The sequence below is a fragment of the Lysobacter sp. 22409 genome, from assembly GCF_052045105.1.
Lineage (GTDB): Bacteria > Pseudomonadota > Gammaproteobacteria > Xanthomonadales > Xanthomonadaceae > Lysobacter > Lysobacter antibioticus_B.
The window spans coordinates 47,249-70,582 of record NZ_JBQEOE010000019.1; the positions used below are offsets into that span (position 1 = coordinate 47,249).

21 protein-coding genes are annotated in these 23,334 nt (G+C 68.8%); all 21 read right to left on the reverse strand.

Annotated elements, in window-relative coordinates; all coding sequences use genetic code 11:
* Positions 1-4: 4 nt before the first annotated feature.
* The 21 genes from ACTJJK_RS11825 to ACTJJK_RS11925 all read right to left on the reverse strand — a co-directional run bounded on the left by ACTJJK_RS11825 (position 5) and on the right by ACTJJK_RS11925 (position 23,324).
* Entirely contained in the window at positions 5-3,163 is a 3,159-nt protein-coding gene (locus tag ACTJJK_RS11825; RefSeq protein WP_440730281.1) for a putative baseplate assembly protein, read from the reverse strand.
* Entirely contained in the window at positions 3,160-5,670 is a 2,511-nt protein-coding gene (locus tag ACTJJK_RS11830) for a putative baseplate assembly protein (protein WP_440730282.1), read from the reverse strand. The genes ACTJJK_RS11825 and ACTJJK_RS11830 overlap by 4 nt, the downstream gene beginning before the upstream one ends.
* A gap of 19 nt (positions 5,671-5,689) precedes the next feature.
* Positions 5,690-6,046, reverse strand: coding sequence for a GPW/gp25 family protein (locus ACTJJK_RS11835; protein WP_031372326.1), 357 nt, complete (start codon positions 6,044-6,046; stop codon positions 5,690-5,692).
* 28 nt (positions 6,047-6,074) lie between these two features.
* A complete protein-coding gene (locus tag ACTJJK_RS11840) occupies positions 6,075-6,434 on the reverse strand; it encodes a hypothetical protein (RefSeq protein ID WP_031372327.1) in 360 nt (119 codons plus the stop codon).
* 10 nt (positions 6,435-6,444) lie between these two features.
* Positions 6,445-6,987 carry a phage baseplate assembly protein V gene (locus tag ACTJJK_RS11845; RefSeq protein WP_031372328.1) on the reverse strand — a complete coding sequence of 181 codons (543 nt, stop codon included), beginning with the start codon at positions 6,985-6,987 and terminating at the stop codon, positions 6,445-6,447.
* Positions 6,984-8,111: a hypothetical protein gene (locus ACTJJK_RS11850; protein ID WP_440730283.1), complete on the reverse strand. Its 1,128-nt coding sequence runs from the start codon at positions 8,109-8,111 to the stop codon at positions 6,984-6,986. The genes ACTJJK_RS11845 and ACTJJK_RS11850 overlap by 4 nt, the downstream gene beginning before the upstream one ends.
* A gap of 4 nt (positions 8,112-8,115) precedes the next feature.
* A complete protein-coding gene (locus tag ACTJJK_RS11855) occupies positions 8,116-8,439 on the reverse strand; it encodes a hypothetical protein (protein WP_031372330.1) in 324 nt (107 codons plus the stop codon).
* Positions 8,440-8,505: 66 nt separating this feature from the next.
* Positions 8,506-9,159, reverse strand: a complete 654-nt coding sequence (locus tag ACTJJK_RS11860; RefSeq protein WP_031372331.1) for a hypothetical protein — start codon at positions 9,157-9,159, stop codon at positions 8,506-8,508.
* A 24-nt stretch (positions 9,160-9,183) separates the two neighbouring features.
* Complete coding sequence (locus ACTJJK_RS11865; protein WP_440730284.1) at positions 9,184-9,975, reverse strand: hypothetical protein; 792 nt, start codon at positions 9,973-9,975, stop codon at positions 9,184-9,186.
* Positions 9,975-10,610: a hypothetical protein gene (locus ACTJJK_RS11870; protein WP_223620173.1), complete on the reverse strand. Its 636-nt coding sequence runs from the start codon at positions 10,608-10,610 to the stop codon at positions 9,975-9,977. The genes ACTJJK_RS11865 and ACTJJK_RS11870 overlap by 1 nt, the downstream gene beginning before the upstream one ends.
* 106 nt (positions 10,611-10,716) lie before the next feature.
* On the reverse strand, positions 10,717-11,430 hold the full coding sequence (locus ACTJJK_RS11875; RefSeq protein ID WP_440730285.1) for a hypothetical protein: 714 nt from the start codon (positions 11,428-11,430) through the stop codon (positions 10,717-10,719).
* Positions 11,427-13,946 carry an eCIS core domain-containing protein gene (locus ACTJJK_RS11880; protein WP_440730286.1) on the reverse strand — a complete coding sequence of 840 codons (2,520 nt, stop codon included), beginning with the start codon at positions 13,944-13,946 and terminating at the stop codon, positions 11,427-11,429. The genes ACTJJK_RS11875 and ACTJJK_RS11880 overlap by 4 nt, the downstream gene beginning before the upstream one ends.
* Positions 13,943-14,203 (reverse strand): hypothetical protein, encoded by a 261-nt coding sequence (locus ACTJJK_RS11885; RefSeq protein ID WP_223620176.1) that lies wholly within the window; start codon positions 14,201-14,203, stop codon positions 13,943-13,945. The genes ACTJJK_RS11880 and ACTJJK_RS11885 overlap by 4 nt, the downstream gene beginning before the upstream one ends.
* Positions 14,200-16,317: an ATP-binding protein gene (locus tag ACTJJK_RS11890; RefSeq protein WP_440730287.1), complete on the reverse strand. Its 2,118-nt coding sequence runs from the start codon at positions 16,315-16,317 to the stop codon at positions 14,200-14,202. Before ACTJJK_RS11890 ends, ACTJJK_RS11885 begins: the two co-directional genes overlap by 4 nt.
* On the reverse strand, positions 16,314-17,597 hold the full coding sequence (locus ACTJJK_RS11895) for a DUF4255 domain-containing protein (RefSeq protein ID WP_440730288.1): 1,284 nt from the start codon (positions 17,595-17,597) through the stop codon (positions 16,314-16,316). Before ACTJJK_RS11895 ends, ACTJJK_RS11890 begins: the two co-directional genes overlap by 4 nt.
* Entirely contained in the window at positions 17,594-18,556 is a 963-nt protein-coding gene (locus ACTJJK_RS11900; protein WP_440730289.1) for a hypothetical protein, read from the reverse strand. The genes ACTJJK_RS11895 and ACTJJK_RS11900 overlap by 4 nt, the downstream gene beginning before the upstream one ends.
* The gene (locus ACTJJK_RS11905) at positions 18,553-19,335 is read right to left on the reverse strand and encodes a hypothetical protein (RefSeq protein WP_152566252.1); all 783 of its coding nucleotides are present in this window, start codon (positions 19,333-19,335) and stop codon (positions 18,553-18,555) included. The genes ACTJJK_RS11900 and ACTJJK_RS11905 overlap by 4 nt, the downstream gene beginning before the upstream one ends.
* Complete coding sequence (locus tag ACTJJK_RS11910) at positions 19,332-19,856, reverse strand: phage tail protein (RefSeq protein WP_031372341.1); 525 nt, start codon at positions 19,854-19,856, stop codon at positions 19,332-19,334. The genes ACTJJK_RS11905 and ACTJJK_RS11910 overlap by 4 nt, the downstream gene beginning before the upstream one ends.
* 30 nt (positions 19,857-19,886) lie before the next feature.
* Complete coding sequence (locus ACTJJK_RS11915) at positions 19,887-21,794, reverse strand: phage tail sheath family protein (RefSeq protein ID WP_031372342.1); 1,908 nt, start codon at positions 21,792-21,794, stop codon at positions 19,887-19,889.
* 28 nt (positions 21,795-21,822) lie between these two features.
* Positions 21,823-22,089, reverse strand: a complete 267-nt coding sequence (locus ACTJJK_RS11920) for a hypothetical protein (protein WP_031372343.1) — start codon at positions 22,087-22,089, stop codon at positions 21,823-21,825.
* A gap of 194 nt (positions 22,090-22,283) precedes the next feature.
* Positions 22,284-23,324, reverse strand: coding sequence for a sigma 54-interacting transcriptional regulator (locus tag ACTJJK_RS11925; RefSeq protein ID WP_440730290.1), 1,041 nt, complete (start codon positions 23,322-23,324; stop codon positions 22,284-22,286).
* Positions 23,325-23,334 lie beyond the last annotated feature (10 nt).

A 23,334-nucleotide genomic window follows, 5' to 3' on the forward strand; every position in this document is an offset into this window, starting at 1 on the left:
TCGCTCACTGGACCGGATTGAGGATCAGGGTGTCGGGCACGTTCGGCACGAAGCAGGCGAGCCGCGCCGGACGGATCGTGTCGCCATCGGGCTCGGCGGGGCCGGCCTCGACGCGGGCGGGCGGCTGGACCGGTATCGGCTGTTCGTCGTTGCCGTTGAAGCCGCTGTCGCTGTCGCCGTAGACGATGGCCTGGACGATGTCGGTGATCTCGTCCTGGCTTATCAGCCGGCGTTGGTCGCTCTGCCAGTCGATGACGGTCTCGGGGATACCGCCGAAGCTGTCGACGTCGACCCAGTCGACGCCGCGCACCGACTGCATCGCCGCGACGATCTCGCACAGCAGGGCCGGCCGGGCCAGGGCGCGTTGGTCGAAGCCGAAGCGTTCCAGCAGGCGCTCGCGTACCGCGGTCGCGACCGGCTCCCAGCGATGACCGGGCAACAGACGCAGCCGCGCCTGCAGCACCAGGGCAATGCGTTCGCGCATGGCCACCTGCACCGACAAGGCGGGGTCGCCGAGTTCGCGCAGGGCCTGCATGAGGTTGCGATAGAGATCGGAGTTCGGGTCCAGCGGCATGTCGTCGACCCCGGCGACGGTGATGTGCACCACTTCGCGCACGCCGTCGCTGAGCCGCGCCGCCACGGCCTTGGCGATGCCGGCGAACATGCGGGTGAAGTCGGCGTAGTCCGACAGCGACACCAGCCGGTCCAGCGCCATCAACGAACGCGGCGCGTTCTCGCGGATCAGCCCGATGCTTTCGCGGTCGGCGCCGCCGGAGGCGTGCAACGGATTGATCACCTCCTTGATCCCGAGCGGACGGCTGATCAACAGCGAGATCTGTCCGGCGCGCACGTTGCCGCCCTTGCCGATGCCGTTGCGGTATTCGGCGCGCAGGTTCTCGAAGCCGCTCGGCGGGCGCAGGCCGTTGACGCCGTCGCCGAACACCACCGAGGTCACGCCGTCGTCGCCGGTCACGGTGACGTAGGCGCGCGCGTCGGGGCCGAGCCCGGCCAGGCTGTCGGTTTCCTGCCACTCCACCTCGTTGACCAGCACCTTGAGCGTGCTCGCCGCGCCCGCGGCGGTCGGCGCGGGGCGCCAGGTCAACGGCGGTTGGCGCAGGGCGAAGCGTTGCAGCGGCCGGCGTGCGTCGCTGCTGCCGAGCACCTCCTTGCGGGTCTCGCCGTGGCTGGCCGCGACCACGTTGGCGTGGATGCGCAGGCCGTCGCGGTAGTACACGTAGGCCAAGGGTGTGGCCAGGCGCAGGGTGGTGTGCGGACGGTCGCCGGGACGCCAGAAGTCGCTGCCGTGCTCCAGGCCGGCGATCATCATCAGCTCGCTGACGCGCACGCCGCGCACCCCCGGAATGTCGCTGCGCTCGCCTTCCACCACCACCCAGCGACCGGACTTGAGTTGCTCGTGCAACGGGCCCAGTTCCAGGCGGCTGCCGGAGACGTCGTCGAGAATCGGTTCGGCCGCCATCTCCAGCCGGCGCCGTTGCGGGTGCAGCCAGGTCTGGCGCAGTTCGTCGATCCGGCGGCGGGTCTGACCGTCGGCGACATCGCGCCAGGCGCTGTGCTCGCCTTCGGCGCCGAATTCGATCCGGGTGCTTTCCTGCGACAGGCCGTACGCGCTGCGCGGCCCGGTATGCGCGCTGGCGACGTGCATCACCTGATAGCGCGCCAACAGCTCGGTCGGCAGCGGTGGCCGCACGACCAGGACCCGGTCGCCGATCGCGAGCAGCGGATCGGCCTTGCCGAGGAAGGCGTTGCTGTCGCTTTCGTCGTCCTCGTAGACCCAGTCCGCCCACGATTCCACCGGCGGGATGGTGTTGTTGGTGGTGCCGGGCATCGGCTTGGACGAGCCGGCGCCGAACAGGGTCTCGCCGGCGCCGAGCACGTGCACGGCCGTCAACGAGGGCGTCGCCTGTTCGGGGCTGGAGCCGCGCCAGGCAGCGTAGTAACTGTCCTTGAGCGTCGGCGCGAAATCGGTGATCAGTTGTGGCTGCACATCGGCGTCGTAACTGAAGGTTTCGTCGAGTTTGCGCGGCAGGCGCAGGGTGTTGGCGGCCTGCAGCCGGCGTGGCGCCAGCAGATGCTCGACCGCGTCGTCGGGCCCGCCGTTCGGCGCGCTCGCGCCCGGTAGTCCGAGTTCGGCCAGTGCCTCGCCGAAAGCGTCGATGGCCTGCATGGCGTTGCCGTTCTCGACCCCGCCGTTCAGCAGGCCGGCCCATTCGTCCATCGGCGGACGCGGAGCGCCGAGGCGCAGCGCATTCAACAGCTGCGCGCAGTTCTCGATCGCGCGATCGTCCTGGGTAAAGGCCAGTTTGTTCTGCAGGATCTGCAACAGCGGGTGCGCCTGGTCCTGCAGTGGCGGCAGCGGCTGCAGGCGCAAACGCGTGCGCTGCCCGGCGAAGTCGGGTTCGACCGCGACCACGCGACGTGCGACGTGCACGGCGGTGGCCGAGGCGCCGAACTGGAGCAGCAACAGGTCGCCGGGCAGGACACCGGTGTCCACACCGACCGCGTGGATGCTGTCGAGGGCGAGCACGTTGGCCAGTTCGATCCGCTGCGGCCGCTCACGGCGGATCTGCAGGTCGTTCCACTCGCGCCGCGCCTGCAGCGCCTCGTCGGTCTCGAACGACTGCGGCAGTTCGCCGGGGCCGGGGATGCTCTGCGCGCGGGTGCCGACCGGCAGTTCCACGGGCCCGGCCTGGTTGTCGTCGACGGTGTAGGACAGGAATACGCTGGACGAGACGCCGGCGCGCGGGGCGTAACCGACCAGGCGCGCCAGTTCGACCAGGGAGCGGCGTTCGCCGGCGGTGCGCAGATAGCCTTCGTTGGCGATGCGCTCCTGGTAGAAGCTCAGCACGTCCGAGACCGTGGCCCAACCGTCGAGCAGGGCGATCGCCGGATCGGCCGGATCGCGCGTGGTCAGCGGCTGCAAGGGCCGCAAGCTGCGTGCGGCCTGTCGGCCGTCGCCGGGCACTTCGACCTCCATGCTCGGCAATCGCGCTTTCATGCTCGCGAGGAAGCGGCCGTGGGTGCCGACCCGGTAGGCCAGCGCCGGCAGTCCGCGCCGGTTGTCCAGCGCCACCGGCGTCGACGCCGCGACGCCTTCGCAGCAGCCACAGCGGGCGCTGCCGCATCCGCAGTCGTGAGCGCTCATCGCCCACCTCCGACGAAGATCGAGAGCTTGCCGTGCTCGGGATAGTTGGGGTCGTTGTCGAGGCGCGCGATCTCGTGCGCGCCCAAGCGCAGGATGCCGTCCTCGAGTTCGCGGTTGGCGGCCGCGTACAGGCGTTGCAGGCGGATCACGCGGGCGCATTCCACGCCGGTCACCGCCATCGCTTCGGCCACCAGTGCGCTGGCCCGCAGGCTGTGGCCGAAGCTCAAACGATCGGGGTGGAAATAACCCGGCTGGCCGTCGCGGCGGCGACCGGCGCCGAAGCGTTCGAGCAGTGCGGCCTTGATCGCGCCGCGCTCGTAGCCGGGCAGGGCACAGACTTCCAGGCTCAGTTCGATCGGCACGTACACCGCCGTTTCCACATGCAGGTCGTGGCCCATGCGGCGCACGCGGTGCAGGGCCGTTTCGACCTCGCCGATCAACTCGGCGTCGGCCGGCACGCGACCGTACGGGTCCAGGGCCACGTCGGCTTCGTACCAACTGCCGGTCCAGACCAGTTCGCTGGCGGCGCGCTGCACGCGCAGATCGCGTTCGGCCAGGCGCGCGTAATCGTCGGCGGTGATCGCGCGCAGGCGTTGCTTGCGGAACGCGTCGGGCGCCAGCAAGCGCGCCTGCGCCAGCGGCTCGGGGTCGATGCCGCCTCGCGCCGGCAGAGGATTGTCGACGCGCACCTGCAAGCCGCTCCATTCGCCGCGCAGATGCACGCGGTTGATGCCGTGGGCGCCGACGTTGCCGGCGCTGCCGTTACCGAGCCGGTAGCGGGCGGCGAAGCGTCGGCCCGGCTCCGGGCGCTTGCCGAGGTCGTCGTCGCCGAAGCGCAGATGGGCCAGGCCCTGGTTGTCGATCTCCACGACCACATGGCGGTCCTCGTCGCCGCTGCCGAGCAGATCGAACACCGGCGTCCACGAACCGCCCTCGTCATCGTCCAGCCGCAATGAAGGCAATGCTTCGCGCGGATCCTGATCGAGGCTGGCGGACGCAGCGCGACTGGCGGCCGGCATCTGGGTGCGATGGGTCAGCGGCGCATCGGGCAGGTGCCAATGGAAGCGGCCGGGCCGTTGCACGAGTTCCGACGGTTGGCCCTCGCATTCGCATTCGGCCTGGCCGTGTGCCTCGGGCACCGTGCCCAGGTCGAGGGGGCCGGCGCGACGGCCGTGGTCGGCCAGGACCACGTTGCCGAGCGCCATCGACACTTCGCGCAGACGCGCGCAGCCCGGCGCAGGGCCGAGCGCGCTGAGGCACAGCGCGAACGGCAGCGCGTCGTCGACATGCCATTGCACCCGCAGCAGAGGCATCGGCCGTGGGTCGTCGGGACCGGTGGGATAAAGCGTGTCCTCGATCGCCTCGACCCGGGTCAGCCGCACCGGCCAGACATGGGACGGATCGGCATCCGCCTCGAGTCCGCTGCGCGGCCCCAGCATTTCCTTCAACAACAGCACGTCGCCGGCCTTCAGCTCCAGCGCGCGTGTCTCGCCTTGCGATTGCGCCCATGCGTCGCGCAACACCGCCGCCGTAGCACCGCGCGGCAGGCAGCAGTCGTCGCGGCCCCAGTCGTAGAACGCGATGCGGTTGTGCGCGCTGCGCAGGGCGATCGAGCCTGAGTCGCCACTGGTCAGCGGCAGGAAACTGTCGTAGCGGCCGTGATCGTCGGACGCGAGCGTGCGCATGGCTTCGTCGCCGAGCAACGGCGGCACCGGCGCATCGACGGCGATGCCGCTGAGGAAGGTGATGTCGGCGACCGCCACATCGAGATCTTGCGAGGTTTCGATGGCGACCCAGGCGCGGGCATTGCAGCCTTCGTGCAGGCGATAGTCGACCAGGCGCGCGTGCCGGCGCACCGAGATGCGTTGGCGCGCGGTGTCGAGATAGGCCTCGGTCGCGACCGCGTCCTGGTAGTAGCTCAGGTAATCGCCGGCATAGGCCAGCAGTTCGATCAAGGTGACGCCGAGATCGGGCACATGCTCCGGGTTCCAGTCGGGCGAAACCAGTGCGAGCCGGTCCTGGATCAGGCGACGGAAACTGGCGTAGTCCTTGGCCAGGTACGACAACGCGGGTTCGTTCGGCGGTTCCTCGATGCAGGCCGGAGCCGCCGCGCAATCCAGGTCGGACGGGCAGCCGGCCTTGAAGGAGAACTCGGCGCTGGCGTACATCGGGTCCAGCCCCTCGATGTCGAGCAGGCGCAAGCGGTAACGCGAATGGTCGCCTCGGCGATCGAGACCTACCGTCAACCAATCGTCGACATCGGGTTCTCCGCTGGGGTGAGGGTCGACGTCGACGATGCCGATGTCGACGATGCGGGTGCCGCCTTCGATGCGCAGATGGCGCAGCAGCCCGGGACCGTCCTCGCCGAGCTCGGGCGGCAGCTTGCCGAGAAAATAGACGTGCAGTTCGAGCTGGTCGGCGGAGACTTCGACGAAGTCCAGGCCGACCCGTCCGCCGAAGGCGCGGACATCCTGGCGGCGCGGATCGTTGCAGCATGAAAGAGTCATGACGGAATCCCTGCCTCGGTCAGATCGCGCGGGTGAAGCGCGCGCTTTGCTCTTCGCGGGTGCGCAGCAGCACGTAACTCAGCTCGACGGTCAATGCGGCGTCCTGCGCGCTGACCTGCAAGGCGCGCACTTCGATCACGTCCTGCAACCAGCGTTGCAGCGCCGCCTGTAAGGTGAATTGCACGGTCGCGGCCAACTCGGGGCTGTTGCCGGCGAATACCAACTGCAACAGCCCGCTGCCGAAGTCGGGCCGGTTGACCCGTTCGCCGGCCTGGGTGAACACCAGTTGCTCGATCATGTCGCGCACATGGCCGGCATGATCGGTGGCGGCGCTGCGGCCGCGGCCGTCGACATGGAAAGGAAAGTCCAGATGCATGGCGATTCTCCGGCTAGTGCTGCAGCGGCTACATCGCGAACACGCGGGCCTGCATGGCGCCGACGATCGGCGCGCCCTGCGGGATCTGTTCGGCGCTCTGGCAGATGCCCGGGGCCGGCCCGGGCGCCGGCGTCAGCATCGCCGGCAAGCCCATGACGGTGACCCGCGCGCTCGGCATCGACCAGCGCACGGTGACGCAGGGCTGTGGCTTGCCGTTAGGCAGGGTGAAGGGACAGCCGGCGACGACGATGGTCGGCGCGCCCGGCGGGATCGTCGCTACCGGTTGCCCCATCACCAGCACGCGCGTCTGCACCGGCGCGATCTTGGCCTGACCGACCGCGTGCTGGCAGGTCATGACGGCGTTGGCGTGCAACAGATATCCAGGCATGGCCGCGTCCTCAGGTGATCGCCATAGCGACTTTGTTGAAGGTGATGGTCGGCCCGACCAGGTAGATCGAGGCGCCTTTGCCGTTGTCGATGTAGATGCCGCTGTCGTTGACCACCAACATCGCGCCGGTGGTGCTCTTGAGCACGATGCCGCCGGTGATCGGCGTAGGCGGCATGTCGCTGACCATGAGCATGTTCTGCAGCAAGGACTGGATGACGATGTTGGGATCGGCCGGATTGCCGAGCTTGGCCATGGCCGGCGGATCGGCGCTGGTGTCGAAGCGACAGCCCAGCCACACCGGCTTGTTGACGTCGCCGTGTTCGAACATCAGCCACACGCCGGCGCCGACCGGCGGTACCGCGTACACGCCCATGCCCGGGCCGGGCGGCCCGGACAGCGGCGTGCAGGGCTCGGCCCAGGTGGTCGGCACGAAGCCGGCCACGTCGACCGCGGTCAGCAGCAGCCGGCCGCGGAACTCGGGATCGGTGTTCATGGCGACCGTGCCCCGGTAAATGCCCGGATACAGTCGTACGCCGCTGGATCCGTCGCTCATATCGGCACCTTCGGAGTCAGGGAAATCAGCCCGTCGCGGCTGAGCTCGAAGTTCTGCTTGAATTCGCCGCGCTTGATCTTGTGGGTCACGCTGTCGACGTAGTAGAGACCGTCGTAGGCCAGCCCGGCGCCGCGCACGCCGACCATCAGCTTCGAGCGCAACACATGGCCGTAGCGCAACACGTCGAGCGAACCGCTGACGGTGATCGCATTGGCCGCGCCCTTGAGCATGCGGCCGAGCATCTTCTTGAGGGTGAACTCGGTCGAGTCGCCGCCGGTGTCGTGCGACATCACCATCTTCAGCGGCGGCGTCGGCCGTGCGCCGAGCGGGGGCTGGAAGATGTTCACCGACGGGATCGGAATCACCAGCGGCAGGCGCCCGGTGATCGGGTCGTGGACATTGACCAGCAAGGTCTCTTTGGCCAGGCCGTCGAGCTGGAAACTCATCGACTCGACGTTGGTGTGCGCATCCATGTTGATGCTCAATGCCGGTTGCGGCACCGGGATGCGGATGTTCGGCCCGAGATAGGCGATGCTTTGCCCGGGTAGGGGGCCCGGTTCGACGTAGAAGACGAAGCCGCTGTCGTCGGCGATCTTCTTCAGGTGCTCCAGGTCGGTGCCGTTCTGCGCTTCGATCTTCTTGGTCATGATCGGCTGTTCGGGGATGAACGGCGGGATCACGATCGGCACGATGCCGAGTCCGGCGTATCGGGCCAGGATCTGGTAGGCCTGTACGGTCGAAGACATGTTGGGATAGGGCAGGGCCAGTTCGACCAGGTCCATCGCGGTGCTCAGATCGTCGCCGGTGATGGTCAGCACCGACTGCCCCGGTTCGCTGCTCGGCGCGAGCTCCTGCCGTGTCACCAGGCCGTCCATCAGCACGTGCGGGAATCCGCCCAGCGTGACCATGACCACCACGCGGGTGGTGATCGGGTCGAAATAGCCGGCCGGCAGCAAGGTGGTCAACAGCATCGAGTCCTTGCCGACGCCGAAGCTGAGCTGGAACCCGCTCTTGTCCTTGCCGCTGGTGATCTCGACGCTCTGCAACGCATCCACGACCGCGCGCGGCGCCGGCACCGGCACCGCCGGCCCGATCATCAGCGTCAGGTGGATGCCCTGGACCATGGCTTTATTCCCGTGCCGGCGGCGGCACGCCGTCGGGCAAGGTGATGCGCACGCGTTCGCCGACCGTGTCGGTGAGCTCGTCGGGGTGCATCACGCCGTTCGCATCGCACAAGCGCCAGAACGCTTCGGAATCGCCGAGCTCGCGTGCGGCGACGAGGTCGGGGCGTTCGCCTTCGACCACCGTGTGTTCGTGCAAGGTGACGAAGCCGTCCAGCGGCGGCAGGAACCGCCGTTGCAGATAGGGCACGACCGTGCCGTCTTCGCCGACCCGCATGGCCACCGGCACCGCGTGGTAGCGGCTGCCGGGAGGAAAGTCGTAGTTCGCCATCGCCGTCTCCTTCGTCGTTGCAGCGGATCGAAATCCGCGTCGTCCCGGTCGATCTCCCGCTCGCGGTCAGAACACGCCTGGAATGCCGAGGGCGCGGAAATCCGCGCCGATCGCCTGCGCCGCGAGGCGCTCCTTGCTGAGCAGGTAGCTCATGAACAAGCCGCCGCCTTTGCTGTCGAACCCGATGTCGTCGATGCTGAGTACGCGCAGGCCTATGCTGAGCTTGGCCCTGATCGGGTTCAGCGATACATCGAAGGCCTCCTCGGTGATGCTCAGCTCGGTGATGCGCACCGGCGCGATCCGGTTGGGGCCGAACACGAACACCGACAGCGGCGCCAACGCCGGGGCTATTTCCAGCGAGCCGGTCGCCGCGATCGCATTGGCCGCGAACAGGTCGCCGCTGGCAGGGTGGACCAGCGCTTCGATCGCGGCGATCTGCGGATGCAGGCCGCTCAGCGTGGACGACACCTGACCGGCCTCGAGGGCATCGCTGGCGTCGATCTCGGCTTCGAGCTTGATCGTTTCCGCCGGCGGCCCCTTCAAGCGCAGCGCTTCCGAACGATCGCCGGATTCGCCGCCGATGCCCTTGATCTGCAGGCTGCGGGTCATGCTGTCGGGGTTGTACTGCAGGCCGATGATTCGGATTACGTTGCCGCTCGTGGGGTCGAGCAGTACCAGGCCGCCGCGCAGCAGTTTCGGTGATCGTGGGTATCCGCTCATCGTCTGGTTTCCCTGTCGGCCCGATCAGAAATCTCTACTGAAGAACGGGAAAATCGGCGTCCTGATATCGTTGGGGTGGTGGACTTTCCATTCCGATTGCATGCGGTCCATGACGTTCGGGTTCTCGCGCGCGTTGAGCTGGTCGGCCTGCATGCGCAGCCCCAGATTGAGCAAGTCGAGGTTGAGCGGGCCCAAGCGCAATCGCTCCGGCATGCCGATCGTGCGCATCAGCTCGGACGATCGTTGCGCCTCGGCGACGAAGGAATCCGCATCGCGCGAGCCGAAGTAGCTGCCGCGGGCGCTATAGGCGCGGCGGATGCCGAGCCAATCGATACGAGAGTTCATATCGGTCGATGGCGGTCGCCAGAAATTCGGGTCCAGGCCGCTCAGCGGAGCCATCGGTCCGAACTGCGCCTGCAACGGTAACCGCAGCGGCATCAATGACGGTGCCGGTACCGGAGGAGTAAGGGACGTCGCCGGCAGCGGGGGCGACAAGCGCAGCGGCGGCACCAGCGAAAGGCGCGGAAAGCGCGGGCGCGGCGAGAGCAGGGACGGCGGCTGCAGGACGAAAGACGGCACCTGCGGAATCGTGGCGGTGTCATCGGGCTCGGCGCGTCCGCCTTGAGGCGCGGCTTGCGGTGCGACTTGCGGCGCGTATGCGTTGATTCGCGCGAAGTCCACGCCTGCCGATGGCCGCGCATGGGATAGACGCTGGCTGGACTCGTGGGTGGCCGCCAGGTTCAGGCCCGCGGAGGCCCGCACCGCGGTAACGGAGTTTTTTCGGCATAGGCGAGGATGAAGGCCATGGCGCTCCATCAGCGGGTTCCTCGCCGCGGCGGGAAATCGAATTTTGTCTCGAATTGAAAGTCGTGGCCCTCGCCTTCGTCCTTAAGCTCGTCTTGAGCCTGTTGAAACAGCTCCGTCCTGCCCGACGGCCCGAACATGTGGAGAGGGTCGGGGTCCAGGCCCGGATCCTGGTCGAACAGGGTAGTGACGAACGACCACAGCCATTCCGCCTTCGGACCTAACTTGGGAACAAGCGATTCGCGGCCCGGCAAGCGGCTGAGGTCGACACGAGGAACCTCCAGCCGCGGCGGAGACTCGGGCCCTTCCACCCACTTCGGCAATTTGTTCTGCGGTGAGGGCAGCGGCAGCTTCAGCTTTTTTCTTGGCCAGGCCGACGGCGCTGGCTTGAACGGCGAGCGCGGTTTGGTCAAGGGCGCGATCAGCGACATATGGGCGGGCAAACGCATTCGGCCGGACTGTGAAGAGACCGGCTGCATCAGGTCGGCGGAATCGATCCGGACCTGGGAGCGCGGCATGCGCGCCACGATTTGCGACGCATCAGAGGGGGTTTTTTGCTCGGTGTCGTTCGGGCGCAAGGCGAACGGACTGGCCGCCGCCGAGTTCGCCGGTTTGAGCAGGCTGCGTTCGATGGCGTGGCGTTCCATCAGTCGCCCCTCAATAAGCCGCATACTTGGCTTCTGCGCGGGTGGGCGCAGCCGCAGGCCGCAAACGCTGCATGCGACGGTCGCGGCATGGTCGCTGCGGGCGGTTTCACGACACCGACTCCAAGGCGTCCAGCGCTTGCCTGGCGCGTTCGACCACGGCCGCCTGCGGATGCTGGGTCAGGGCGCGGATTTGTACCCGCGCGGCATCGCGCATCGCGAACAATTCGGCGAGCGCCGGTTCGCGACGTTCGATCGGACCATCGAAGACTTCCTGCGCGAGGGTGGCCGCGGTCGCCGCGACGGCGGCGTCGTCGCGTTCGAGGAAGAACGACAGCGTCAGTTCCAGCGGCGTCGCGTGCGTCAGGTCGAGCGCGCCTTCCTCGCTCGTCGCCAGCTTCAGGGCGCGCCGGCAGGTCAGCGTCAACAGATCGTGCTCGCCGTCGGCGATGGAGCGGCGGCTGTTCTCGAGGGCGACGAACTGGTTCAGCAGCAAACTCTGGCGCCATGGCGTGTCGGCCGCGACGACGACCAGGCCGATCGGGCCGCCTACATCGGGTACGCCGGCGCAAGGGTCGGCCAGCGTCGTGCCGCTGCCGGCCAGGGTGGCATGGAACGCGAAACCTGCCGGGCGTTGCTTGGCGCGGTCGCCGCCCACGGCCAGATGCAGGCGGCCCGGGCCTTCGACCTCGATGAAGTAGTGCAGCGCTATCGGCGCTCCGGCAAGCAGGAGGGTACTGGCGACGCGCAGACCTGCGCGCACGCGCAGCCCCTCGACCTCGAACGATTGCAGCGCTTCGTGCTGTTCGGATCGCATGTTCATCTGAAGCGGATCCTGATGGTGGCGCTGCGCGCGGCGAGCACCGAGTCGGTCGCAGTCACGGTGACCACGCCGGTGAAACCTGCCGGTCGTGTAACGGTCGCGGCGACCGCTACGCCGGGCGGACCCGCGTTGACGGCCACGACGACGCCTGCCGCGGCGGCGGCGGGATCGACGATGAAATTCACCACCCGTCCGCCCGGATTGGCATTGAGGGTGACCACGCTGGTCAAGACGCCGACCGGCACCGGGCTGGGCGCCGCGCGCATGTTGCGCAGGCGCACGGCCTCGACCCTGACGCGGCCGTCGGCACGGCGGTTGGGGAAGATCGTATCGGCCGCGCGCAGGCGGAAATTTCCGGCGCGCAGGCCGGCGGTCAGCGTCGCCGCCGCCGGCAACGCGGCGGGATTGCCTGCGGTCACTGCGCTATCGCCCGCCAATACGTTCCATCGGGCACTGCGTGCGGCGACGGTCGAGGCGACGGTCAAGCGAGCCGTTGCCCTGCCGTCGGCAGCCAAGGCGGTCGCGCCGGCGGCGGTCGGCGTCGCCGTCACCGCGCTGAACACGATCAGCGGATTGCCGGCATAGGGATCGTTGCGCGGTGGAGCGGCAACGCCGCCGAAGCGGTGATCGGTGCGGAACTGGAATCCGGCCGTGGGCGAACCGCGCAGGGAGCGTTCGTGCACGCCGTCGGCGAAGGTGCGGCTGACCACCGCGCCGGCGCCGCGCCACGACGAGTACTGGAAGCGCTGGCGGAAGTTCCAGAAGCGCGGCAACTGCCGCACGCCGGGTCCGACGAAGCGATTGACGTCGATGGCCGGCAGCCCGTCGGCGACGTTGGGCAGGGCGACCGGCGTGACCAGTTGATCGACCCAGGCATTCGCCGGCACGGCCAAGAGCAGATTGAAGGCGTTGTTGAAGCCGATCGGCGGATTGACCGGAGCGAGATTGAAATCGTTGCGATTGAGGGTGATCAGCTCGCCGACGATGCGGGTCAAGGGCGCATGCGCGGCGTCGGAGGATCGGAAGGTGATGCGGTTCTGCACGCCATAGGGACCCGCGCCGCCGGCGAAGGTCAGCGCGGTGACCCGGGTCGGCACGGCATTGACGGTCAGTTCCGCCATCAGGCCGGAAGCGCCGACCACCGGTGCGGCGACCGGCTGGGTCTCGTCGAGTCGCGCACCGGTGGCGGTGTCGGCGACGCGCACGCGGATGTCGCCGGTCTGCGCGCCCGGGGTGATGACGTTGCCGGCGACGCGGGCGCCGAGCGCGCGGCGCAAGGTCACCCGCACCGGACGGCCGCCGGGCGCAGTGATCGCGTTGACCGTGGCGGTGTTGCCGTTGATGCCGTCGCGATTGGGCTCGGCGGTGCCGGCCGGCGCTGCGCCTGCCACCAATGCCGGCACCGGGGCCAACGCCGGCGCCGCGGCATAGGTCGCACTGGTCACTTGGACCAAGCGCACCGCGATGGAGTTTGCGTTGTCGGCCGGCGTGCCGGCGACCTCGGCGCGAATCGTCAGCGCCGCGCCGCCGACCACCGTGCCCGGCGGCGGCTGCACGGCACGGATCCTGACCCGACGGCCGCCGCCCACGACGGACACGCCGGCGGGGACGGCGCCGCCGGGATTGATCGTCCAAGTCAGCGCGCTGCGACCGGCGACCGTAGCGGTGGCGGTGATGTCGTTGCCGCCGACGCCGAGCTCGGCCGAGGAGACGGCGACGGCGGTGACCAAGGGCGCGGCCTGGGCCTGCATCGGCGCAGCCGCGATGTGTTGCGACAAACCCGATCGTGCCGGCAATGCACCGGCGCCGAGATCCTGCTGGACGACGTGGGTCAGCTCGTGCGCGAGCAGATGGCGATGCTCGGCCGCTTCGGGATCGGCGACCTTGTCCCCGAAGATCAGATTGCGCGCATAAGTGAAAGCGCGCGCGCCGAGTCGGCCGGCCGCGGCCTGCGCGCCGTCGCCGGTGTGCACGCGCACGCCGGAGAAGTCCCACGAGAATGCGTTCTCGAACGCGCTGCGCAGCGATTGCGACAACGGCCGGCCCGGGCCGAGTTCGGCGATGCGCGCGGCCGATGCGGGCTCCTGTCCGGTGTCCTCGCCCGCGGAAGGATCGGTCGGCAGGGAGAGCCGTTGTACGGCGGCCTCGGCGATATGGTCGGCCTCGCGCTCATGCCCGCTCGCAGCTTCGATGCGCTGCGGCAGGACCGTGGCGGCGAGCGAAGCCGGCGCGGGTCGACGCGCCGTCGGCGTTGCGCGCAAGGCGGACGGTTGGCGTTGCAGCGAGGGCCCCGGCGGAATCGCGGCGAGAGTGGCTGCGTTGGACGCGTTGGTGGTGGGACGCGCATTCGCCGCCGCCGGTGCCGACGAGGCGGCGGGCGCATGTCGCGCGCATTCGCCGCAGGTCGCACCGGCAATGGTGTGGTTGCCGCATTCGCAGCGACGCGCAAGGACGCCGGCACTCGCCGGTACCGGCGCCAGCGCCGAAGCGGCCTTGAGCGCAGCGTTCTTGCTCATCTTCGGATCTCCCGCCCCAGGGCCGTGGCGACGGAGCCGGCGACGGCGCGCGCCAGTCGCGCGGTTCCGGCATCGGTGCGGACCGCCGGCGCCGTCAGCCGCGCCAGCGAGGCACCGCTGCGTGCGTCCGCCAGGCGGCGATCGCCGATCAGGCGCGCCAACTCGTCGGTCAAGGCACGTACGAACTCGCCGCACTGCGCATCGCCGATCCTCGCGCCATGCACGACCACTCGCTCGATATGCAGCTTGACGCTCATCCGGGCCTCCGGCCGGCGCCCGCGGCGAATTCGCTTTCGTTGACCGGCTTGCCGAGTTTGCGCAGTTCCACCCGCAGCGAGGCCAGCAGCAGCGGCATCGATACGGCGACGCCGGCCTGGGCGGCCGAGAACGCGGCGTTCAAGGCGATGCTGTGGATGTTGCCGCCGGACAGGCCGAAGCGGGCGAGGCGGTCGTAGTCGAGCGTCTCCCTGGGCACCCCGGGCGCGAGCGCGTTGTGCCAGATGCGTGCCCGCTCGTTGGGCCCGGGGAACTGGAAGTTGACCACGAAGCGCAGACGGCGCAGGAACGCGCCGTCGAGCGCGGACTTCATGTTGGTGGCCAGGATCGCCAGTCCGGAAAATGCCTCCATGCGTTGCAACAAATAGTTGATCTCGATGTTGGCGTAACGGTCGTGGCTGTCCTTGACTTCGCTGCGCTTGCCGAACAAGGCATCGGCCTCGTCGAAGAACAGGATCGCGCCGCCTTGTTCGGCGGCGTCGAACACGCGGCGCAGGTTCTTCTCGGTTTCGCCGATGTATTTGCTGACCACCGAGGACAGGTCGATGCGGTACAGATGCAGGCGCAGCTCGTTGGCGATGACTTCCGCCGCCATGGTCTTGCCGGTGCCGCTCTCGCCGGCGAACAGGGCGCTGAGCCCCAGGCCGCGGTTCATGCGCTGGGCATAGCCCCATTGCTGGTAGACGCGGTGCCGCTCGTGGACTTGGCCGGCGATCTGGTGCAGCAGGCAGACGGCTTCCTCGCCGAGCACCAGGTCTTCCCAACGCGCCTTGGGCTCCAGGCGCTGGGCCAACGAGTCCAGGCGCGACACGGACAGATCGCGGCAGGCCTCCCAGGCATCGCCGCCGCGCGCCTGTGCGCTCGCGGCGACTTCGCGTATTTGCTGCAGGTTGAGGCGGAAATGCCCGGACAGCGCCTCGGCCTGGCGTTCGCGGTCCGGCACGGCCGCGGGCAGTGCCTCGCGCCAGGCCGCATGCTGTTCCGCCGCGCTCGGCAGCTGCACTTCGACAGTCCATTGCGCGCCGTCCACGCGCAGTGGCGAAACCGGCAGGCCGACGAAGGCGAGTCCGAGCGGATGCCCGAGCAAGGTCCGCAAAGCGTCCGCGGTTTCGCCGCTGTCGGCATCGAGTTCGTCGGCATCCAGGTACAACGCGACCGGCAGCAACAGGCTTTCGCGGTGCCAGAGCCGGGCCAGGGTTTCCAACTCGCTGCGCACGGTCGGCAGCGAACGCACCGGCAAGGTATACAGGCGGCAACCGAACGCGGCGCAGGCATGGGCGGCGATCGCGTAGCGACTGCCGGCGTCGCCGCCGGTCAGTTGCACCAGCGGCAGTGGGCCGGGATCGGTGTCGCTCTCGTCGCGTTCCGCGCCATGGGCGCGCAGGATGGCCACGATCTGTTCAGTCTGCCGTTGCTGCGAGGGGGCGATCGGCGGCAGCGTCGGCTGATCGCGCAGCAGCGCTTCCAGGCGTGCGTCGAGCAGGTTCAGGCTCTTGGCGTAATTGACCACGCGTTCGTCGGCGCGCAACGCGGCCGCGGTCAGCGGCGTCGCGCCGGGTTGGCTGATCTCGATCAGGCGCAGATGACGCAAGGGGCGCTGCGGTGCGAGCGCGTCCCATACCGGTTGCTCGAACAGGCGCAGCGCCAGCGCGAAACTGGGATAGGGCGCACCTTGCACGGCCGCGATCATGTCGGGCAGGGCAGGGTCCAGTTCCATCGCCACGCAGAGCAGTAGGGTGTCGGTTTCGAACGGGCTCAAGCCGAGCCGCTCGGCCAGCAAGAGCAGGGCGGGAGCGGGTTCGGATTGCGCCGCCTGCGCGCGCGCCGCGGCCGCGGCTTGCTCGTCCGCCGTCGACGGTATCGAGACCGCCGAGACTTCGACCGGTGCGGCCCCAGCGCCGCGCGCGAACCAGCGCGTCGCGCTGCGCTCGCTGGCCGGCGGCGCTTGCGCCGTCGCCGTCGCCAAACGCTGCACCCGCAGCCGTAGCCAATGCAGGGACGCGGTAAGGTAAGCATGGTTCGCTTCGGCCCAGCGTTCCATTTCGTCGGCCACGCGAGCGTGCATGTCGGTCTCCTGGTCGCTGCGGGGGGTCATGCCACCACCACGGTTTGTTGCGGGTCGAACTCGAATCCGTCGGCTCCGACGATGCTGGGCAGGCTGTCCAGGCCGTCGACGCGCAAGCGCACCGGGTAGTCGCCGGCGGCCACGTCGGGCACGGTGAACTCCAGTACGCTCGCTTCGGCCGGATCGGCGGGCGTGTCGATGCTGTCGGCCCGCACCTGGATGTCGCCGAATACGAGGCGTACACCGTCGTGCTGGGCCGGCAACAAGCGCGGCCGGCACCGGATCGTCAATGCGAGATCGCCGGTAGGTGCGGCCAGCGGAGTCACTTCGATCAACGGCGCGAGCGCCAGTACCACGGTATTGCTGAGCAGCGCCGGTTGTCCCGGCGACGCTTCGCCGCGCAAGCGCACGGCGTATTGCCCGATGCGCCAATCCGCCAGCGCGCCGGCATCGCCGGGCGCCGGCAGCGCAACGAGCAGGGAATGTTCGTCTTCGCCCGCGCTCGCCGGCAGGGTTTGCTGCAGGCCGCCGCGTGCGGCTTCGAACATCGCCTGCGCACCGGTGGCGACCAGTCGCTCGCCGCGCAAGCGCAGGACATCGCCCAGGCGTGCCGTGGGCAGCAGTTCCGATGCCGCCGGACGGACTTCGTCGAGGCGAGGGGCGGCCGCCGCGAGAGCCTTCGGCCCGCGGTCGTCGGCGCCGCGCTTGAGCACCGGCAGCGCGCTGCGCGCACCGGCGTCGGACTCGATCAGCACCACCGATACCTGGTAAGCCATGGAGGGGCGGTAACGCGCCTGCATCGCCGTCCACAGCTTGGTCAGCTCTTCGGTGTTGAGATACTTCGGGGTGATCTTGATCCACTCGATCTGGTCGGCGAGGCTCAATGCGGAGAAGTCGCCGAACGGCGGCGTCGGCGGGCCGAGCACGATGCGCAACTGCGCACGGCTCAGGGTGGGCGTTTCGTGCAGGAACTGCATGCCCAGGCCGAGCAGGGCTTCGGCCGCCAAGTCCTGGGCGCCGTAAGCGGTGAGCAGGTAATGCAGGTCCAGGGCCAGAGGCGGTGTGCCCATGCGGGCGCCTGCGCCGTCGCGGGCGGGCAGTTCCTGATTGCGCCAACCGCTGTTGGGCGTGACCTGATAGAGAAACAGATTGAGCTGATTGGGCTCGGTCTGGCCGGTGGTGATACGGTCGGGCGGCAGGGCGCTGACGCTGACGCTGCCTATCGCCGACAGATCGAGCCCGAGCAGACCGTTGCCGATCAGGTCTTTCAATCCCGCGGTGACCGCAGCGATCGCCAGCGCGTTGCTCATGGCCGGCCTCCATGCCGCCGGCGCAGATAGTCGTCGAGGCCGAGTTTCGGTTCGCGCGTCGGGCCCGGCGCGGATGCACCCGCCACTGAGTTAGGTGCAAGGGCGCCGACCTCGAGCCGCCCGATGGTGACCTGTATCGGCGCCGGAGACGATGCGAGCGGCGCAAGCGATGTCGCGGCCGCGCGGCCCGGGTTCGCTACCGGTGCGACCGGCGCCGCGTCGCGTCTGCGCGACATCGGGCTGGGCAGGGCTGCCGGGACGCTCAAGCGCTGCGGCTCCGCGGCGGGCTCCTGGGCATGCAGGGCGGCGGTCAACCTCGCAGCGTCCGCTTGCACTTGCGACTGCGTATGTTCGATGCGGGTCAGGCGCTCGACCCGTTCGATGTGTTCGACGCGGGCGGTACGTTCGATGCGCTCGCTGTGCGGCTTGGGTTCGTAGACGCCGGCGGTCTGGGTCGGGCCGATCGGTGAGTTCCGGTTCGGATGCGCATGCGGATGGCGTTGCGCGGTGGAACCGGATTCGGCGTGGTCGGCCGGGCGATGGCTGCGGTAAGGCGATCCCGTCGGGACGGAAACTGCCGTCGGCACCGACAGCGGCACCGACAGCGGCACCGGCGGCGGTGCCGAGGCGGCGATGGTCGGCGCGGGATTGGCGACGGGGGGAACGGCTTCGGATCTCGGCAGCGCTGAGGCGCCTTCCAACTGCGCGTGCTCTTCGATTGCATTCGGCCGGGCGAGTGACGGCATGGGCGCCGGTGCCGCCGCGACGACGATCGATTCGACGATGTCCGGGGCCGGGCCCGAGGGCTGCCGTGGCTCGAACAGCGAGGGCCGACGACGGGTCAGCAACGGCGTCTGCTGGCGAGTCCGCGCCACTACGCGATCGAGGAAGCCGTCGGCATCCGCGCGGGGACGCGCCGGACCGCGCACGTCGCCGGCCGTGTCGTTGCGGGCGCTCATGCTTGCACCATGTCGAGATAGAAGCGACGCCGGGCCGGCGCCATGGCGAGAATGTCGCGCTCGCTCCAGGCGTAATTGCGCGCCAATACGTGAACTTCGGCGAGCAGATCTTGCGCCCAGTCGTCCAGTTCCTCCCACAGGTAGCCGGCGACGTCCAGCGACGCCGACCAGGCGTGCCGACAGGAGGGGCATTCGACCGCCAACTGCAGGTCCGCGAGCGGGTCGTGATCGGCCATCGCGGCGATGAGGCGCCGGCGCAGCGACGCCGGCAACTGCGCCGCGGCCAATGCCTCCCGCCCGCAGTGCGCGCTGACTATGCAGCGTTGCAACAGCAGGCCCACGCTTTCGTCCTGCTCGGCGCTGTCGTCGAGCGCCTCGATGTCGTCGCTGCAGGGAGGGCGGAAGTAGATCCGGTAATCGCGGTGCTTGAGCAACAAGGGCTCGCGCGGCGAAGGCATCTGCGCGGGCAAGGGACAAACCTCGCCGGCATCGAAGTCGGTTTCGAGACGGTCGCCGCAGGCCGGGCATGCGGCGACGGCGCGCAGGCGTCCGCCGAACAAGCTTTTCTGGAGCAGGAGCAGGCAGGCATCGCGATCGCCGAGGCAGAGTCCGCGCCAATGCGAACGATCGTATTCGGGCCATACCGCCGCCAGCAGGCCGAGCGCACGCTCGGCCGGCGATGCCGAGTACGCGGTTTCCCACACGCGCAGCAAGGCCTCGATCATGCCCGAGGCGGAGGTCGTCGCGACGTACGATGCTGGCGCGCCAGCGGCACTCATGCAGGCTCCGTGAAGCTCGGTTCGGCCGGCTCGACCACATCGACGTCGCGCTCCCAGCCTTCGTTTTCCAGCTTCAGCCGCTGGATCGCGACCGCATTGGCATTGGCGTCGAGATCGGGCAGCGACTGGAACTCGGAGACCCAGCAGCGATACACCTTGTAGGCGATGGCGAGCTGGCCGGCTTCGTTGTAGACCTCGATGATCAGGTCCTTGCGGAAGTCCTTGAGCGACACCTCCGAGCCCAGGCCGGCACCGTAGTTCCAGACTTTGTTCGCCCACTGCTCGAATTCCTTGTCGTGGGTGACGCCGCGTTCGAGCGTGACCGCCTCGAATTCGGTGCGTCCCGGCGATTTGCGGCTGCTGCTGGGGTCGCCGCCGTCGCGGTGCTTGACCACCTCGGTACTGCGTTTGAGTGCGCTGACCTTGCTGATGCCGGCGACGTATTTGTTGTCCCACTTGACCCTGAACTTGAAGTTCTTGTACGGGTCGAAGCGCTGCGCATTGACGGTGAACTGGGCCATGGAAGTGCTCCTGAGGCGTGGATGAGAAACTCAGACGTCGATCTGGCCGGCGATCTGCTGGATGCGCAGGACCACGAATTCGGCCGGTTTCAACGGCGCGAAGCCGACCACGACGTTGACCACGCCCAGGTTGATGTCGTTCTGGGTGGTGGTGTCCTTGTCGCAGCGGACGAAGTAGGCGTCGCGCGGCGAACTGCCCTGGAACGCGCCCTGCCGGAACAGGTTGTGCATGAAGGCGCCGACGTTGAGGCGGATCTGCGCCCACAGCGGTTCGTCGTTGGGCTCGAACACCACCCATTTCAGGCCGCGGAACAGGCTCTCCTCGATGAACAAGGCGGTGCGACGCACCGGCGTGTATTTGTATTCGTCGGCGAGTTGGTCGGCGCCGCGCAGGGTGCGCGCGCCCCAGACCACGCGGCCGCTGGCCGGCATCGCGCGCAGGCAATTGATGCCGAGCGGGTTGAGCTCTCCGTTTTCGGCGTCGGTCAGCGGCACCGACAACTGCGGCACGCCGACCAGGGTCGCGTCGAGACCGGCCGGCGCTTTCCACACGCCGCGGCTGGCGTCGGTGCGAGCGAAGATGCCGGCGACCGCGCCGCAGGGAGCGAAGCTCTCGATGCCGTTGTCGCGCAGCAAGTTGGGCTGGCGCAGGCGCGGGAAGAAGATCGCGGCGTTGCGGCTCTTCGGGTCGGCGACGGTGTCCAGGCCGGCGATCGCCGCCTCCTTGCTGGTCCAGCCGCTAGGCGGATCGATCACATGGAAGGCGCGGCGCCGTTCGCAATAAGCGGTCGCGGCCGAGAGCACGATCGGTTCGGCGTCGAACTGGATGCCGTCGACGCTCTTGTACGGCGGAATGCACAGCAGGTTGAACAGGTCGGACTGTTCGAGCGCGTACAAGCCCTTTTTCAGCTGCATGCCCTGGTCGGGCAGGAAGTGCAGCGCGCCCAGGTGGCCGCCGTCGGAGGCGGCCTGGTCGGCCTCTTCGTATTTCACCGCCAGCGCCGCGCGCTTGGTCTCCCAGAGCGCGCGTGCGGCGTCGATATCGGCTTGCGACGCGCCGGCCTTGATCAGGTCGTCGAGCTCGGTCTTGGCATCGCCGACCTCGGCTTCGGCGGTGGTGATCGCATCGGTGCCGGCGCTGACCGAACCGGGCAAGGCGCCCTTGACCCGCACCAGGGCCGACTCGGATTCGAGTACCCGGTCGATGCGGCGCGGGCTTTCGACCACGGTGACGTTGAGATAGGTTTCCACCGCGCCGCCGGGGCTGGCGTCGCGTATGGTCAGGTTGAACAACGCGGAAGGGGCTACGCCGAAAGCCAGTGCGACCTCGGCGTTGGGCGAGGCGACGATCTCGCCGCGCAACTTGCCGCCCCAGGCGCCCTCGTAGGCGGCCTCCAGCGACAGTTCCTCGATCGTCAGCGGCGCGCGCGCGGGCGCGATGCTGGCCTTGGCCGCCTTCTGCACCGTTTGCGCGGTCGCACCGGGCTCTTCCGAAGCCCCTTTGGCGACCAGGGCGACCGCTTTGGCCGCGCTCTTCTCCGGGTCGTTGGGGTAGGTGTTGGCCTTGGTCTCGGCCGCCGTGGCCGCTGCGGCGGCGCTGTCGCCGGTGGCGGCAGCGACGACCGCGATCGCGGCCGCTTCGGCGGCGGGACTGGCGAAGCTGGCGGTGGTGGAGGCGTACAGGCGCACGATGATCGCCTGGCTGCCGCCGTTGAGGAAGAAATCGCGCACCGCGTAACCGAGCTGGCTCTGCAGCCACAGTCCTCCGTAACGACGTTCGAAGTCGCCGAAGCCGTTGATCACGATCGCTCGGTCGACCGGCCCGCGCCGGGCGCGTCCCACGAAGGCGGTGATCGAGGTCGCGACCCCGGTGATGGTGCGGACTCCGCTAGGAATCTCCTCGACGTAGACGCCCGGGTAGGTGAGCGCAGCTGGCATGACCATTCTCCTTGCTGGGTTCGTGGAATCACAATGCGGGGGGCATCGGTGCGCGGCCGAGCGAGTACAGCGTGGTGCCGTCGGGCAGGCGGCGCAGGCGCAGGGCGCCGTCGCCGACCAGCCGTTCGAGGGTCGCTTCGATGCGCGCGTGGGCGGTGACGTAGCGTTGCTGCGGCAACCACCATTGGACGATGCCGTCGAGCGTGTCGGCGGCGAGCGGATGCGCGCCGATGTAGCCGAGCACGGCGGCTTCGATTTCTGCGTCGCGTTCCTGCGCTCGCTCCGGCGTCGTCATTGCTGCGTTTCCTTGCTCCGACGAGGGATAGCAAGCAATCGTCGTGCCAACTTCTTCGCGGTTGCAGCGAGCGGCGAGGAAGTCGCGGCAAGGTCATGAAAAACGGAGCGAAGCCGGCTCGAAGGCGGCAGGGCGGCGTGGTATGCGGCCGAGGCCGGCGAAGGCATCCGGGTGCGCGCGGACACCTGCGGCGTTCAGCCGATGCGCAGCCGGTCGCCGTGGATGCCGTGGCGCTTGAGCAGCTTGCCGAGGTGCCGGCGCTCGGTGCGCGAGATCTCGGCGGCGTGGCTGATGTTGCCCTTGGCCTGTTGCATCAGGCCGATCAGGTAGGTGCGCTCGAACACTTCGATCGCTCGGCGCTTGGCCGAGGCGAAACCTTGTTCGTGCGGGATCGGATCGACCGGCGTCGAGTCGACAGGCAGCGAGTCGACAAGCGCGGATGCAACAAGCGCCGATTCGGCAGGCGCCCGCGCTTCGGCATGGGCCGTCGCATCGGTCAGGCTCAGTTCCTCCACGCCGATATCCAGTCGGTCCGAGCGCAGACAGGCGCGCAGGATCGCGTTCTCCAACTCGCGCACGTTGCCGGGCCAGCGTTGCCGGGCCAACGCCTGCAACGCCGCAGGACTCCATTCGCGCGGCGGCATGTCCTGGTCGCGCACGACCTCCCGCAGCAGATGCCGGGCGAGCAGGACGATGTCGTCACCGCGTTCGCGCAGCGGCGGAAGGGCCACATACAAGGCGTTAAGGCGATACAGCAAGTCGCGGCGGAAGTGCCCGGCCTCGACCGCCGCGAGCAGCGAGATATTGGTCGCCGCGACGATACGCACGTCGGCCACTCGCAGCGGCCGTTCGCCGATCGCGCGAAACTCGCCGTTCTGCAGGAAGCGCAGCAGGATGGTCTGCGCACGCGCGGACAGGGAGTCGATCTCGTCGAGGAACAAGGTGCCGCCGTTCGCATATTCGACCAATCCGGGCTCGCTGGTACGCGCATCGGTAAAGGCGCCGCGGCGATGGCCGAACAGTTCCGATTCGAGCAATGAATCGGGCAGGGCGCCGCAATTGACCGGAACGAACGGCCCCAGGCTGCGCGGGCTGGCGTAGTGGACCTCGCGCGCGGCCAATTCCTTGCCGGTACCGGTCTCGCCTTCGATCAGGATCGGGGCATTGCAGCCGGCGTAACGTCGCAGCAGGCGCCGGATGGCCTGCATCGGCTCGGACTCGCCGATCATCGACATAGACGGTCCC